Origin of the sequence: Tatumella sp. UCD-D_suzukii (assembly GCF_000611875.2) — a bacterium.
Lineage (GTDB): Bacteria > Pseudomonadota > Gammaproteobacteria > Enterobacterales > Enterobacteriaceae > Tatumella > Tatumella ptyseos.
Map to the genome: position 1 here is coordinate 45,818 of NZ_JFJX01000054.1, position 15,115 is coordinate 60,932.

General features: G+C 51.3%; 12 protein-coding genes, 1 tRNA gene and 2 pseudogenes. 12 read left to right on the forward strand and 3 right to left on the reverse strand.

What is annotated here, in order from left to right; translation table 11 throughout:
- Window positions 1-73 precede the first annotated feature (73 nt).
- Window positions 74-586: a non-heme ferritin gene (ftnA, locus tag CG67_RS12175; protein ID WP_025903222.1), complete on the reverse strand. Its 513-nt coding sequence runs from the start codon at window positions 584-586 to the stop codon at window positions 74-76.
- Between the two features lie 487 nt (window positions 587-1,073).
- Here ftnA and prfC point away from each other — a divergent pair, with 487 nt between their 5' ends.
- The 11 genes and pseudogenes from prfC (at window position 1,074) to tnpA (ending at window position 12,264) form a co-directional block, all read left to right on the forward strand.
- On the forward strand, window positions 1,074-2,663 hold the full coding sequence (gene prfC, locus CG67_RS12185) for a peptide chain release factor 3 (protein ID WP_025903224.1): 1,590 nt from the start codon (window positions 1,074-1,076) through the stop codon (window positions 2,661-2,663).
- A gap of 304 nt (window positions 2,664-2,967) precedes the next feature.
- On the forward strand, window positions 2,968-3,552 hold the full coding sequence (gene osmY, locus CG67_RS12190; protein ID WP_025903225.1) for a molecular chaperone OsmY: 585 nt from the start codon (window positions 2,968-2,970) through the stop codon (window positions 3,550-3,552).
- Window positions 3,553-3,661: 109 nt separating this feature from the next.
- Window positions 3,662-3,823, forward strand: coding sequence for a DUF1328 domain-containing protein (locus CG67_RS17585; RefSeq protein ID WP_071780103.1), 162 nt, complete (start codon window positions 3,662-3,664; stop codon window positions 3,821-3,823).
- A gap of 148 nt (window positions 3,824-3,971) precedes the next feature.
- On the forward strand, window positions 3,972-4,775 hold the full coding sequence (locus CG67_RS12195) for a TatD family hydrolase (RefSeq protein WP_025903226.1): 804 nt from the start codon (window positions 3,972-3,974) through the stop codon (window positions 4,773-4,775).
- Window positions 4,776-4,992: 217 nt separating this feature from the next.
- Entirely contained in the window at window positions 4,993-5,772 is a 780-nt protein-coding gene (gene deoC / locus CG67_RS12200) for a deoxyribose-phosphate aldolase (RefSeq protein WP_025903227.1), read from the forward strand.
- Between the two features lie 108 nt (window positions 5,773-5,880).
- The gene (gene deoA, locus CG67_RS12205; protein WP_025903228.1) at window positions 5,881-7,200 is read left to right on the forward strand and encodes a thymidine phosphorylase; all 1,320 of its coding nucleotides are present in this window, start codon (window positions 5,881-5,883) and stop codon (window positions 7,198-7,200) included.
- Window positions 7,201-7,260: 60 nt separating this feature from the next.
- Entirely contained in the window at window positions 7,261-8,484 is a 1,224-nt protein-coding gene (gene deoB, locus CG67_RS12210) for a phosphopentomutase (protein ID WP_025903229.1), read from the forward strand.
- A 68-nt stretch (window positions 8,485-8,552) separates the two neighbouring features.
- Window positions 8,553-9,272, forward strand: coding sequence for a purine-nucleoside phosphorylase (gene deoD / locus CG67_RS12215; protein WP_025903230.1), 720 nt, complete (start codon window positions 8,553-8,555; stop codon window positions 9,270-9,272).
- Between the two features lie 185 nt (window positions 9,273-9,457).
- Entirely contained in the window at window positions 9,458-11,401 is a 1,944-nt protein-coding gene (mrdA, locus tag CG67_RS12220) for a penicillin-binding protein 2 (protein WP_025903231.1), read from the forward strand.
- A 158-nt stretch (window positions 11,402-11,559) separates the two neighbouring features.
- Window positions 11,560-11,635, forward strand: a tRNA-Phe gene (locus CG67_RS12225).
- A 184-nt stretch (window positions 11,636-11,819) separates the two neighbouring features.
- Window positions 11,820-12,264: pseudogene (gene tnpA, locus CG67_RS12230) on the forward strand (IS200/IS605 family transposase).
- Window positions 12,265-12,374: 110 nt separating this feature from the next.
- Here the strand turns inward: tnpA and CG67_RS18805 are convergent.
- Both CG67_RS18805 and CG67_RS17590 read right to left on the reverse strand, forming a co-directional pair.
- A complete protein-coding gene (locus CG67_RS18805; RefSeq protein WP_025903232.1) occupies window positions 12,375-12,620 on the reverse strand; it encodes a colicin E3-like toxin immunity protein in 246 nt (81 codons plus the stop codon).
- Between the two features lie 7 nt (window positions 12,621-12,627).
- Complete coding sequence (locus CG67_RS17590; protein ID WP_025903233.1) at window positions 12,628-14,220, reverse strand: S-type pyocin domain-containing protein; 1,593 nt, start codon at window positions 14,218-14,220, stop codon at window positions 12,628-12,630.
- A 108-nt stretch (window positions 14,221-14,328) separates the two neighbouring features.
- Between CG67_RS17590 and CG67_RS17855 the strand changes: the two are divergent.
- Window positions 14,329-15,115: pseudogene (locus CG67_RS17855) on the forward strand (IS3 family transposase); the annotation flags it as partial.

Sequence of the window (15,115 nt, forward strand, 5' to 3'; positions counted from 1 at the left end):
TGGCCGGCCTCCGGAAATTGCACGGAGAAGGACCCATAAAAAGAACGGCGGGGAGTGGCCCGCCGTCAGTCAGTCAGACACCTTTGTTGTGCACTTCACTGTCCATTCTTGCCAGGTCTTTATCCAGCAGGAAGGCACCATTTGAGCTGTTTTCCAGCATGCCCAGTTTATCCAGTACGGTTTTGAAGATTTTTTCTTCTTCGTGCTGCTCAGCCACATACCACTGCAGGAAGTTGAACGTAGAATAGTCGTGAGTCGTCATCGCCGCGTGAGCCAGCTCATTAATTTTGCCGGTAATCAGTTGCTCATGTTCGTAAGTCTGTGCAAAAACGTCAGAGAGTGATTCAAAAGTGACCGGGGGTGCTTCGATGCTGCCAAGTACCGGCAGAGCACCGGTATCGCTCAGGTAATCGAACAGACGCTGCATATGTTCCATTTCTTCACGGGAATGCTTTTTCAGGAACGATGCTGCACCTTCAAAGCCTTTATCCGCACACCAGGCGCTCATCTGGAGGTACAGGTTGGCTGAATAAAACTCAAGGTTCAGCTGGTCGTTCAGGCGGGAGATCATATCGGCACTTAACATAGGGATAACCTTTTAAACAGAGGTAATACGTTGTGTATTTATGGTGTGCAATTATGCATCAATATGGGCTGCTTGTGAAGTGAGCGTTTGTGTTTTTATCTTTATTTATCATGCTCTTAGTAATGTGAATTATTCAGTTAATGTAATGCAAGTCTTTCTCATTTTCATCTTTGTCCGGCAGGCATTTTGTTAAGAAAAAAGTGTTTTTTGCTATCAGGCAGCGCTGAGTATGAAATATCGCGGGGCACGCATTTAAGAAAGCTGTCGGCTGAATACCGAAATGTCCTGAAATAAGGTAGAATATGCATCCGGAGAATGCCGTCATGTGCACTCCGCAGATAATTACGTGATGTTGACTGATGCAGGTGGGGTTCAGGCCAGGCAGTAACATCCGTTGGAGCCGCCGGAGAAACATTTTCCCGGTACGATGATTTTTACGGAAATACACCCCTGTATTGTTTTTCCGCCAACAATGAAGAACCTGTTGATGTCTACAGCACTTTTTTTAGACGAAGTGGCTCGTCGCCGTACCTTTGCGATTATTTCGCATCCGGATGCCGGTAAAACCACCATCACCGAAAAAGTCCTATTATTCGGACAGGCTATCCAGACTGCGGGTTCAGTTAAAGGCCGTGGGTCCAGCCAGCACGCAAAATCTGACTGGATGGATATGGAAAAGCAACGCGGGATCTCCATTACCACCTCGGTAATGCAGTTTCCGTACCGCGATAAGCTGGTGAACCTGCTGGATACGCCGGGGCACGAAGACTTCTCGGAAGATACTTATCGTACTCTGACCGCGGTGGACTGTTGTCTGATGGTGATCGACGCGGCGAAAGGTGTCGAAGACCGTACCCGTAAGCTGATGGAAGTAACACGCTTGCGTGATACTCCTATCCTGACGTTTATGAATAAACTCGACCGTGATATCCGTGATCCGATGGAAGTCATGGACGAAGTCGAAAGTGAACTGAAAATTGCCTGTGCGCCGATCACCTGGCCAATTGGCTGCGGTAAGTTATTCAAAGGGGTGTACCACCTGTATAAAGATGAAACTTATCTTTATCAGACCGGACAAGGCCATACGATCCAGGAAGTCCGTACGATTAAAGGGCTGGATAACCCGCAACTCGATGTGGAAATCGGGGAAGAACTGGCCTCTCAGCTGCGTGATGAGCTGGAGTTGGTACAGGGGGCCTCTCATGAATTTGATCAGGAAGCTTTCCTGCAGGGACAACTGACGCCGGTCTTTTTCGGTACCGCACTGGGTAACTTCGGTGTGGATCATATGCTGGATGGTCTGGTCAGTTGGGCGCCAGCTCCTATGCCACGTCAGACAGACAGTCGTGAGGTGGTTTCCGGAGAAGAGAAATTCAGCGGGTTTGTTTTTAAAATTCAGGCCAATATGGACCCGAAACACCGCGACCGTGTGGCCTTTATGCGCGTTGTGTCCGGTAAATATGAAAAAGGCATGAAGATGTATCAGGTGCGTACCGGCAAAGATGTCGTTATCTCTGATGCGCTGACCTTTATGGCCGGTGACCGTGCACACGTCGAAGAGGCTTATCCGGGCGATATTATCGGCCTGCATAACCATGGCACCATTCAGATCGGTGATTCGTTCACCCAGGGCGAAAAAATGAAGTTTACCGGTATTCCGAACTTCGCCCCGGAACTGTTCCGTCGTATCCGGCTGCGTGACCCTCTGAAACAGAAACAGTTGCTGAAAGGGCTGGTACAGCTTTCAGAAGAAGGTGCCGTCCAGGTGTTCCGCCCGGTCTCAAACAATGATCTGATCGTGGGTGCCGTCGGTGTGCTGCAGTTTGATGTGGTGGTTGCCCGACTAAAAAGCGAATATAACGTTGAAGCTATCTACGAATCGGTAAACGTTTCAACGGCGCGCTGGGTTGAATGCAGCGATGTGAAGAAGTTTGATGAATTCCAGCGTAAGAACGAAGTTAACCTGGCGCTGGATGGCGGGGATAATCTGACCTATATCGCACCGACGATGGTTAACCTGAACATTACTCAGGAACGTTATCCGGATGTTGTCTTCCGGAAGACACGCGAACACTAACCGGTTGTTGTTTCCATGAAACCGGCCTCTGGCCGGTTTTTTTAAGATATTCCCGCGTTCTGATTCAGGATTTTCCTGCTTCTGCCAGCCTGTATATATTGCTTATTATCACTTTCTTTTGGCAGTGAGGGCTTCCCGTCTTTGCTTTGCAGCAGTCTGTTTCCGGACTCAGCAGATTCCTAAAAATCTGCACAACAATAAAACTCAACTATTATTAAAGAGATGTGACCGATGCCCGTACCGGGAATGACCGGATACGACATTCAGCGACAGGCAGACGTCACTATCATGCAGGATATTATTAATGAAAAAAATCAACCAGCTGAAAAAGCTGTTACTTATTTCCGCACTTTGCAGTCTGCATGTCTACGCCGGCGGGCCGTCGACAGAGAACTCCCCGACACAGGGGAAATCGGTGATGCGAAGTGTAGACAACTTTATGGATGACAGTGCCATCACCGCGAAAGTAAAAACTGCGCTGGTCGATGATAAAGAGATTAATAGTACCGATCTTTCACTGTCGACAACCCGGGGTGTGGTCACCGTGGATGGCTTTGTGACATCGCACCAGCAGATTGAACGGGTGGATCACCTGGTCAGAAGCATCAGCGGGGTGAAGCAGGTGATTAACCATCTGCATTTAAAATCAGCAGAACAGACAAACCTGAAGAGTTATGCCAGTGATACCGCGACAACCAGTGAGATTGTGGCCCGCCTGATGGCGGATAAGCAAGTCTCATCGAGGCATATCTCTGTGACGACCACCCGCGGTATGGTCCTGCTGACCGGTAATGTCAGTAGTCGTGAGCAAAAAAACAGGGCCGCTGAGGTCGTACGGAAGGTTTCCGGGGTCAAAGCGGTCAGAAACGAATTATCTGTCAGCAAATGACCTGAGCTATCGACGCAGGCTGCAGGGAAATTGAAGATAAATACGCGTTCTGAGTGGTTGTCAGAACAAATTATAAGATGAGTCTGTTAATGAAGGTAAGGAGATTACTATGTTTCGTTGGGGAATTATCTTTCTGGTGATTGCATTAATTGCAGCGGCGCTGGGCTTTGGCGGACTGGCAGGCACTGCTGCCTGGGCTGCTAAAATTGTATTTATTGTCGGTATCATCCTGTTCCTTATCAGCCTGTTTACCGGCCGGAGAAAGTTATAACGTTGTCCTGAAGTCTCTCACTCTACTGCCGGAAGGGATGCCGGCAGCGTCCCCGCCTGATACACTTCTCCGTACAGTCTGACGGCTACCCTGTTTGTTACAGCGTTTTCTGCCGCCGGCACTTTATTATGCTGCCCGGGAGAATGTTGTGCGTTTTATTGATACCCACTGTCACTTTGATTTTCCGCCATTTGCTGAGCATGAGGCTGAGGAGCTGACCCGTGCCCGTCACGCCGGGGTACAGGGGATAGTCATTCCTGCGGTGACGGCTTCCCGGTTTAGCCAGATTATCTCTCTCTGTGAACGTTTTCCTTCCCTCTGGTATGCCCCCGGGCTGCATCCGTTATGGATTGCAGAACATACTGCGGAAGATGTCGATTGCCTGCAGCAGTGTCTGCAGCAGGGGGGGGATAAGCTGGTGGCGTTGGGGGAGGCCGGGCTGGATTTTTATACGGAGGAGCTGGCCGCACAGGCAGATAAACAGCGCTCTCTGTTACAGAGCCAGCTGACATTGGCACGGCGCTATGACCTCCCGGTGATCCTCCATTCCAGACGTTCTCATGACCCGCTGACCGCTTTACTGCGGAAGGCTGACCTGCCTGCCGGCGGGGTGATCCACGGTTTTTCGGGGAGCCTGCAACAGGCCAGCGCATTCGTTCGTCTGGGGTTTGCTATCGGCGTCGGCGGTACGATCACCTATCCCCGGGCCCGTAAGACCCGTGAAACTATAGCTTCTCTGCCCCTCAGTGCACTGGTGCTGGAAACCGATGCTCCGGATATGCCGGTCCACGGATCCCAGGGGCAGCCAAACCGGCCTGAACATGTGGTCACTATTCTGCAGGCTCTCGCGGAACTCCGTCCGGAACCCCCGGAACAGTTGGCTGAAACCCTATGGCAGAACTCTTTGCGGCTATTCCCCCGGTTACACGTACACGCATCCGATGCGGGTTAAAGTTATTTTGTTATTTTTATAACATTTACCCTTCCGGCCCCTGACGGTTTTTCCCGAATTTTACGGCCTTATTTGCGATTTTTTCCTCTGTTAGTTCGGTGGGATGGATTATTTGATCCGTCACGCAGTCCTTACGGCGATTAATTGTTAGAATTATGACAAATAGTGGTGCGTCTTTTCCTGCACCGGATACCGGCTCTTTGCAGAGGAATAAAGAATGACTGATATGACAACGATCGCCCGCCGGGCCCTCGGATTGATGGATCTCACCACGCTGAATGATGATGATACTGATGAAAAAATTATCGCTCTGTGCCGGCAGGCAAATTCAGCCGCCGGACAGACGGCCGCCATTTGTATCTATCCGCGGTTTGTTCCGCTGGCCCGGAAAGTCCTGCGTGAGCAGGGGACTCCCGGCATCCGCATCGCCACCGTGACCAACTTTCCGCACGGTAATGATGACATCGATATCGCGGTGGCAGAAACCCGGGCAGCCATTGCCTATGGTGCGGATGAAGTCGATGTGGTTTTCCCCTGGAAAGCATTGAAGCGCGGAGACACACAGCGGGGAGCCGAACTGGTCAGCGCCTGTAAAAAGCACTGCGGAGAAGCCAATGTGCTGCTGAAGGTGATTATTGAATCCGGGGAATTACAGGATCCTGCGCTGATCCGTCAGGCCTCGGAAATTGCCATCGATGCGGGGGCTGATTTTATTAAAACTTCCACCGGAAAAGTGGCCGTCAATGCCACCCCTGAAGCCGCCAGAATTATGCTGGAAGTGATCCGTGATAAAGGTGTATCAGCGAGCGTCGGTTTTAAACCTGCCGGCGGCGTGCGTACCACCCGGGATGCCGCCGATTATCTGGCGATGGCTGCCGGGATCCTCGGAGACGACTGGGCCGATGCCCGCCACTTCCGCTTCGGAGCCTCCGGGTTACTGAACAGCTTACTGAAAAGCTGTGGTGTGGACACCGAAACACCGGCCGCCGGTTACTGACACGGCATACCTCAGAAAAGTGATATTACTGCCGCGGCACGTCATTCGTAAAGCCCGACGATGCCGGTATCAGGGAGTCAGGACTCTTCAGCACAGCGGGGAAGCACCATGTTTTTGCCACAGGAAATTATCCGTAAAAAACGTAACGGTCACAGTCTGACAGACCAGGAAATCAGGGCTTTTATTCAGGGGATCACGGACGGTAGCGTCGCCGGGGAACAGATTGCTGCGCTGGCGATGGCTATCTGGTTTCGGGATATGACGCTGCCGGAGCGCGTAGCCCTGACCCTGGCAATGCGGGATTCCGGTACCGTACTGAACTGGCAGGATCTGCATCTTAACGGACCTGTACTGGATAAACATTCCACCGGCGGTGTCGGGGACGTCACTTCTCTGATGCTCGGCCCGATGGTCGCAGCCTGTGGTGGGTATGTTCCGATGATTTCCGGGCGTGGCCTGGGACACACCGGAGGGACTCTGGATAAACTGGAAGCCATCCCCGGGTTGAATATTTTTCCCGACAACGATCGTTTTCGTCAAATCATTCGCGAAAATGGTGTGGCAATCATCGGTCAGACCCGCACCCTGGCACCGGCAGATCAGCGTTTTTATGCTACCCGGGACGTGACCGCAACCGTGGATTCTGTTCCGCTGATCACGGCATCCATTCTGGCGAAAAAACTGGCTGAAGGGCTGGATGCGCTGGTGATGGATGTCAAAGCCGGCAGCGGGGCATTTATGCCGGATTTTGACAGCTCGGAGCAACTGGCCCGATCCATTGTCGATGTGGCAAACGGTGCCGGCTGCCGGACGACGGCGTTACTGACCGATATGAGTCAGGTACTGGCCTCTTCGGCCGGTAATGCGCTTGAAGTCCGTGAGGCGGTACGCTTTCTGACCGGCGAGTACCGCCATCCCCGGTTACTGGAAGTGACCATGGCCCTGAGCAGTGAAATGCTGATCAGTGGCGGATTGGCCGGCAACGATCAGCAGGCGCGGGCCCGGTTGCAGCAGGTACTGGATAATGGCCGGGCCGCTGAGGTGTTCGCTCAGATGGTCGCGGCTCAGGGCGGCCCGGCCGACTTTGTCGAACAGTATGCGCGTTATTTAACGGCTGCGCCGGTGATTAAACCGGTATTTGCCAGGGAGCCAGGGGTTATCAGTGCAATGGATACCCGGGAGATCGGGATGACTATTGTCCGGATGGGCGGCGGCCGTCAGCGGGCCGGTGAAAGTATCGATTACCGGGTCGGTATCAGTGATATTGTCGCCGCGGGCCAGCCGGTGGATACGCACCGCCCTCTGGCAATGGTGCATGCGGCCGATGAGCAGAGCTGGCAACAGGCGGCAGAGAGCCTGCAAGCCGCCATTTCGGTTACGCACCAACCGCCAAAAGAAATCCCTTTAATTTATCGCAGAATTTGCTGAATGGTTGCATACTGTTCTGATCAGTTTTTTTCTCATGACATGAACGCACAGGAGGCGAGCATGAAACGTGCATTTATTATGGTGCTGGATTCCTTCGGGATCGGAGCCAGCAAAGATGCAGAGAAATTCGGTGATGTCGGCTCAGACACGCTGGGCCATATTGCTCAGGCTTGCTACGAGGGTAAGGCTAATCAGGGCAGACAAGGTCCGCTGCATTTACCGAATCTGACGGCGCTGGGTCTGGCGAAAGCCGCAGAGATATCGACAGGTAAAATTCCTGCGGGGATGGATGCCGATGCCACTATTCTCGGGGCTTATGCCAGTGCGGCTGAACTTTCCTCCGGGAAAGATACGCCGTCCGGGCATTGGGAGATCGCAGGAGTACCGGTGCTGTTTGACTGGGGATATTTCAGTGACACTGAAAACAGTTTCCCGCAGGCGCTACTGGACACGCTGGTCGAACAGGCCGGGCTGCCGGGTTACCTGGGGAACTGCCATTCTTCAGGTACGGTGATCCTCGATAAGCTGGGCGAGGAGCATATGCGTACCGGTAAGCCTATCTTTTATACCTCCGCGGACTCGGTCTTCCAGATAGCCTGCCATGAAGAGACGTTCGGTGTAGAGCGGTTGTATGAACTCTGCGAAATCGCCCGTAAGATCCTGACCGAGGGTGGCTATAACATCGGCCGTGTTATTGCCCGTCCGTTTATCGGAGCCAAAGCCGGTGAATTTGTCCGTACCGGTAACCGCCATGACCTCGCGGTCGAACCGCCTTCTGCCACCATGTTACAAAAACTGGTGGAAGAGAAAGGAGGAGAGGTAATTTCGGTCGGTAAGATTGCCGATATTTATGCCCAGCAAGGGATCACCCGTAAGGTTAAAGCGACCGGACTGGATGCGCTTTTTGATGCCACACTGGCAGAGATGAAACAGGCTCCGGATAATTCGATTGTCTTCACTAATTTTGTAGACTTCGATTCCAGCTGGGGACACCGCCGTGATGTCGCCGGATATGCCGGGGGGCTGGAATTATTTGACCGCCGTCTGCCGGAATTAATGGCGCTGGTGGGGGAAGGGGATATTTTGATCCTGACCGCAGACCATGGCTGTGACCCGACCTGGTCTGGCACGGATCATACCCGTGAGCATATCCCTGTATTGATCTACGGACCCGGGGTTAAACCCGGCCCGCTGGGACAGCGTGAGACCTTTGCCGATATCGGGCAGACAATCGCGACCTATTTTGGTCTTTCAGCTATGGATTACGGGCGTAACATGCTGTAAAAAAGTCTCCTGTTTCTCATTTGCTGGCAGTCATGCCGGCAAATGACACGATTAAAAGGAAAAATAACATGGCAACACCTCATATTAATGCTGAAGCTGGTGATTTTGCAGACGTTGTTCTGATGCCGGGCGACCCTCTGCGTGCGAAATATATTGCTGAAACTTTCCTGCAGGATGCCCGTGAAGTGAATAACGTTCGCGGCATGCTGGGTTATACCGGGACCTATAAAGGCCGCCGTATTTCAGTCATGGGACACGGTATGGGGATCCCTTCCTGCTCTATCTACGCGAAAGAGCTGATCACCGAGTTTGGCGTCAAAACCATTATTCGTGTGGGTTCCTGCGGTGCGGTACGTTCTGACGTTAACCTGCGTGATGTGGTTATTGGTATGGGCGCCTGTACGGATTCTAAAGTGAACCGTATGCGCTTCAAGGATCATGACTTTGCCGCGATTGCTGATTTCGATCTGGTTCGTAACGCAGTGGATGCAGCGAAAGCGCTGGGTATTGATGCCCGTGTCGGTAACCTGTTCTCTGCCGATCTGTTTTATACTCCGGACCCGCAAATGTTTGACGTCATGGAAAAATACGGCATTCTGGGTGTGGAAATGGAAGCGGCCGGTATCTACGGTGTGGCCGCTGAGTTCGGTGCTAAGGCTCTGGCTATCTGTACCGTTTCAGATCATATCCGCTCCGGCGAGCAGACGACGGCCGAAGAACGTCAGCTGACTTTCAATGATATGATCAACATCGCGCTGGAGTCTGTTCTGCTCGGTGACAAGGCTTAAGATATCTCTTATTTAGCCTCAGCAACGCGAAGAGTGATTGCTTTTCGCGTTGTTCATTTCTTGTTACATTCTTCAACAAATGACACACTTTAATCTTTCCCGGATCAACTTGTCACTGGCACTGGCTGACTATCTCTCTATGATAGGCTGCTGGTGATAGCTCTCCCTGCAAACTATGTTATGTAATGAATCTGCGCAATTTCGAAATTGAAGAAAAACTATTTATCCGTCGTGCCATCACGGCGTTTGTTCTGGTAGCAGTATGCTTTGGCATCCTGGTATATAACCTCTATCGGCTGCAGATTTGTGAGCATAGTTATTACCAGACCCGATCAAACGATAATGATATCAAAATGATCCCGATCGCACCCACGCGGGGGATTATCTACGATCGCAATGGCACGGCGCTGGTACGCAATATCACTCAGTATGATCTGACGGTGATCCCGTACAAAGAAACCAATCTTAAAGCGACTATCCAGGCGCTGACGCCACTCATCGGCCTGACGCCGGAAGATGTGAGCGATTTCTGGCATCGTCTTAAACAGACCAGCCGTTATAAACCTATCATCATTAAAGATGAGCTGAGTGAAGAACAGATAGCGCGCTTTGCGGTGGATGAATATCGCTTCCCCGGGGTCAGCATCGACTCTTATCAGGATCGTCAGTACCCGTATGGCGCGGATTTGGCCCATGTCGTCGGTTATGTTTCTAAGATCAACGACAATGACTTCAAACGCCTGAATGCCGAAGGGATTGCTGAGAACTATGCGGCAGACCACAACATTGGTAAGCAGGGGATTGAAGGTTACTATGAATCCGTCCTTCACGGCCAGACCGGTTATCAGGAAGTAGAAGTCGATAACCATGGGCGCATCGTGCGCGTACTGAGTGAAAAGCCACCTGTTGCCGGAAAAAATGTCTGGCTGACACTCGATTTGCCGCTGCAGCAATATATTGAAAGTTTGCTGACGGGGCAGCGTGCTGCAGTGCTGGTGGAAGATCCCCATGATGGTTCTGTACTGGCGATGGTTTCGGCCCCCAGTTATGATCCTAACCCGTTCGTGAAGGGAATCAGCTATCAGGCCTATAAGAAGCTGCTGGATAATAAAGATCTGCCGCTGATTAACCGCGTGACCCAGGGGTTATACCCGCCGGCATCGACGGTGAAACCTTATATGGCGATGTCTGCGTTGCTGAACGGGGTTATCACTCCGCAAACGACGTTCTTCGGTGCTCCGACCTGGACACTGCCCGGGACTGACAGACGTTATCGTGACTGGAAGAAGACCGGTCACGGCATGCTGAATGTGACCAAAGCCATCGAGGAGTCGGCAGATACCTTCTTCTATCAGGTGGCTTATATGATGGGGATTGATCGTATTCATCATATGCTTAGCCAGTTTGGTTACGGTAAGCTGACCGGTATCGACTTGCATGAAGAGTATAAAGGTTTGCTACCGAGTCGTGAGTGGAAAGAGAAAGTCCATAAGAAAGTCTGGTATCAGGGGGATACTATCTCTGTCGGTATCGGGCAAGGATACTGGATAGCAACGCCTATTCAGATGGTGAAAGCCCTGGTGGCCTTACTGAATAACGGCCGCGTGATCACCCCGCATTTGTTATACAAAGAACAGCAGGGTAATGATGTTCAATTGTATCACCCGACCGAGGCCCAGCCGCAGATAGGTGACCCGAATTCGCCTTACTGGGCGCTGGTTCGCCGTGCCATGTTTGGTATGGCGAATGCACCTAACGGGACCGGCTATCGCTATTTCCATACGGCACCTTATGGTATAGCGGCGAAAAGTGGTACATCGCAGGTATTTAGTCTGAAGCAGAACCAGATCTATAACGCGAAGATGATCCCGATACGCTTACGTGACCATATCTTCTATACGGCATTTGCGCCGTTTAAGGATCCGAAAGTTGCCGTCGCATTAATCCTTGAGAACGGTGGCGTCAATGGTGTCACGGCAGCGCCGTTAATGCGTAAGATTCTGGACCATATTATGTTACCGGCAGACCAGGCGAATATGCCGGTCACCGATAAAGATAAGGGCAGCGTTCCTGCGGATATCCCGGGGATGGGAGATGCCGCACCCGGGTCGGTGACAACTGACCAGTAAGAGCCGGACAGACAGAGGCGCAAGGTGTTGCCTTTGTCTGTTGTTTTTACGGGAGTTGGGCTAAATTTCAGCGCATTGCTGTAAAAGTCAGCGGTCAGTTCATCTGAGACGAAAAGTGATTGACGGAAAAGCGCTATTACGGTTTAATGCGCCCCGTTGCCCGAATAGCTCAGTCGGTAGAGCAGGGGATTGAAAATCCCCGTGTCCTTGGTTCGATTCCGAGTTCGGGCACCAACCATTCAGAAGCGGACGCCCTACGGCGTCCGTTTTGCTTTGTATCCAGAAAACCCCCAGCTAGGCAGGGGGTTCCGTAAAGCTTTCAGCTTTGGGCCGTATATAAAAACCCCTTTTGATTTGTTAAAACACCTTGCGGTCTGGCAACTGCAAAGGTTCAACGGGAAATCAAAAGGGGGTCCCAATGAGGGACGAAAAGAGCTTAGCGCATACCCGATGGAACTGTAAATATCACATAGTTTTCGCACCTAAGTACCGAAGGCAGGTCTTTTATGGAGAGCGGCGAAGGGCAATAGGGAGCATTTTAAGAAAGCTGTGTGAATATCCTGGAAGCGGAATGTTGTGCTGATCATATTCATATGCTTTTGGAGATCCCGCCGAAGATGAGTGTATCGGGCTTTATGGGGTATCTGAAGGGCAAAAGCAGTCTGATGCTGTATGAGCAGTTCGGGGATTTGAAATTTAAGTATAGAAACAGGGAGTTCTGGTGCCGGGGATACTATGTAGACACGGCAGGCAAGAACACGAAAAAGATACAGGAATATATAAAGCACCAGCTCGAAACGGATAAAATGGGAGAGCAGTTGTCGATCCCTTATCCGGGAAGCCCGTTTACGGGCCGTAAGTAATCCAAAATGCAAATGTCAGATTGCGATGCGCCTGTTAGGGCGCTGCTGGTAAGAGAGCCTTACAGGCGCATTTGAAAAACCTCCGGCTATGCCGGAGGATACTTATTCAATCAAATAGGTCGAAAAGCTAGCTGATAATCATATCGCTGCAAATTTAGTTGATGCTGAAAATACGGTTGTATATATGGCAACCATTCGACTACCACGTCATATACACCATCATAGATCTGAGGTTCGTTAGATAGACCAATCTTATCCAAAAAATAAACATTATTATCTAAAACACCTGAAAATTCCTTTCCTTCCCCCTCAGATGTTTGTTTGTTGAACCACTGTAATCGTATTTTATAAGACATGCCAACCTCACAAATAACGTTTAATATTCCTACCCTTAACGGCAGGCTTTAATCTAGAGCCAGTTAAATGATCCAAAGAGCCAAGGTGCTCTCCATCACTCGCTCGGTATTCTTCCAATTCACCATGTTGCGAATCCCATTCATAAACCCGTCGTTTCTTCTTGTCCATCCAACGTTCTCGTGTTCCTCCTCCACCTTGTTTAGGTGTGCGACCCTTAACTTCAATCAGATCAGCAATACCCGTTATTTCTTCTGTTTCTGGAGCTGGATGATAAGAATGGCCTTTATCTGGCATTCCTTTTCTTTGGCTCAAATAAACATAGATCGGTGGAATATCCAATATTGGAAGAACAAGAATATAATCCGCAAAATTCTTCTCTTCCGGTGCAGGGCTGGTTGTGGCCTCGATGTGGGTATCTTGCGGCAGCGGATCAACAACTACCGGGTTCGGTATCCTTACCGGATTCTGGTTGCCTGTATTCGAAGGAACATTGCCACCTGAACTGTCAGGCGTCCAGATGATGGTAATACGCGGATCTTCCTCGGTAGTGAATGTATACGCCTTTCGGCTACTGTCCCACTCCATTTTACGCACACGCACCATATCCTGACCCGGTGGTGTATGCCAGCCATGAGGAACCGGGTTACCTTTATCGTCCTGCTCCCACGTATAACGCACACGGCTTGGGGCTTCACGCATCTGTTCCAGATGCATTCGGTCAATAAAGTCCTGTTCACCATCATTGAGCCTGCCGGGCATCATTCCCACTACAATAGCTGCGATGAAAGCACCGGGGCCAGCAGCCGCTATTTCTCCAAGGGTTGCCCCCCGAACAGCCCACGTTCCTGATGTAATGGCATTTCCACCAAGCAGGGTAAGAACACTGGCACCTTCAACAGCCATCTGAGCATTAGCAGCACTTGTTGCTGCGGCTGTTGCCCGCTGGTATTCGACTTCCTCATGATTACCGAACCACCATTTATACAACGCGCTTCGCTTCTTCGGTTCAGGTATATCCTCTACAGGTTGCTTTTTCTTGGCGGTTTGAGCGTGCTGGACCACTTCATTATCAGATGCAGGGTCGGCTGGAGGAACAGCCTGATAAAATGCCATTGAAGCAAAATTGGTGTGGGGTTCCTGCTCTTCCCCGGCATCATTACAGCCCTCACCACGGAGGCACGATTTAGCGAACACCCGATTTCGGTCACGCTCTTCTGCCAGTTGTTTAGTTCTTTCTTCTTCTGCGGCCTTACGTTCAGCAACCAATGCTGCAAGGACTGCAATAGAAGGATCCGGGCCTCTGCCAACCCATTGTCCTGCTGGCGCGATAATCCAGTTAGACCCTGAAGGGCAGGCACAGCGCACGATAGAACCATCAACCGCCGCTATTTTTCCATTATTGGTATCACGGGGTTCACCGGATACGATAACCCCTACCTCACCACATTTAGGGCATGGGGTTGTTTTATCCCCAACACGAACAACTCTACGCCCATGCTCAGTATCATTGGACATCGAGGCGATACATTCAGCACCCGTGGTTGTTTTATCACCCTCCAGTGCTGTCCCTCGTCCATAACAGTCAGATCGGTGACCCATTACGCCACCTCACAGGATGACAGGAAATCCTCCGGCATCTTCTTGATCTTACCCAGCAATAGTGGACACGCGACTAAGTGAGTAAACTCTCAACCAGAGGTGACTCACATGACAAAATCAGCATCAACATCAACTACCAAAAAGACCCGGAAGAAGCATACGCCTGAATTCCGCAACGAAGCCCTGAAACTGGCCGAACGCATCGGTGTTGCCGCAGCCGCACGCGAACTCAGCCTGTATGAGTCGCAGCTCTACAACTGGCGCAGTAAACAGCAACAGCAGGCAACCTCCTCTGAACGTGAGAGTGAACAGGCCACTGAGATTGCCCGCCTGAAACGCCAGCTGGCTGAACGGGACGAGGAGCTGGCTATCCTCCAAAAGGCCGCGACATACTTTGCGAAGCGCCTGAAATGAAGTATGTCTTTATTGAAAAACATCAGGCTGAATTCAGCATCAAGGCCATGTGCCGGGTGCTTCAGGTTGCCCGCAGCGGATGGTATGCGTGGCGTCTGCGTTGTCAGCAAATAACGCCACGTCAGCAGTTCCGGCTCGCTTGTGATACTGCTGTCCGTAAGGCATTCACTGAAGCAAAACAGCTGGTGCGCCTCGTCTCGCTGACGAACTGCCTGAGTACAACGTCAAAACGATTGCAGCCAGTCTGCGACGTCAGGGACTTCGTGCAAAGGCTGCCCGGAATTTCAGCCCGGTCAGCTACAGAGAACATGACCTTCCTGTGTCTGAAAATCTGCTGAAACAGGATTTTTACGCGAGTGGCCCGAATCAGAAGTGGGCAGGAGACATCACGTATCTTCGCACAGACGAGGGCTGGCTGTACCTCGCGGTGGTGATTGACCTGTGGTCGCGGTCAGTTATAGGCTGGTCAATGTCAGAGCGT

Coding starts and splice junctions, on each gene's coding strand:
- deoC (WP_025903227.1), top strand. CDS start 4,993: ATGACTGATATGACAACGATCGCCCGCCGGGCCCTCGGATTGATGGAT.
- prfC (WP_025903224.1), top strand. CDS start 1,074: ATGTCTACAGCACTTTTTTTAGACGAAGTGGCTCGTCGCCGTACCTTT.
- deoA (WP_025903228.1), top strand. CDS start 5,881: ATGTTTTTGCCACAGGAAATTATCCGTAAAAAACGTAACGGTCACAGT.
- CG67_RS17585 (WP_071780103.1), top strand. CDS start 3,662: ATGTTTCGTTGGGGAATTATCTTTCTGGTGATTGCATTAATTGCAGCG.
- osmY (WP_025903225.1), top strand. CDS start 2,968: ATGAAAAAAATCAACCAGCTGAAAAAGCTGTTACTTATTTCCGCACTT.
- CG67_RS18805 (WP_025903232.1), bottom strand. CDS start 12,620: ATGTCTTATAAAATACGATTACAGTGGTTCAACAAACAAACATCTGAG.
- deoD (WP_025903230.1), top strand. CDS start 8,553: ATGGCAACACCTCATATTAATGCTGAAGCTGGTGATTTTGCAGACGTT.
- deoB (WP_025903229.1), top strand. CDS start 7,261: ATGAAACGTGCATTTATTATGGTGCTGGATTCCTTCGGGATCGGAGCC.
- CG67_RS17590 (WP_025903233.1), bottom strand. CDS start 14,220: ATGGGTCACCGATCTGACTGTTATGGACGAGGGACAGCACTGGAGGGT.
- ftnA (WP_025903222.1), bottom strand. CDS start 586: ATGTTAAGTGCCGATATGATCTCCCGCCTGAACGACCAGCTGAACCTT.
- mrdA (WP_025903231.1), top strand. CDS start 9,458: ATGAATCTGCGCAATTTCGAAATTGAAGAAAAACTATTTATCCGTCGT.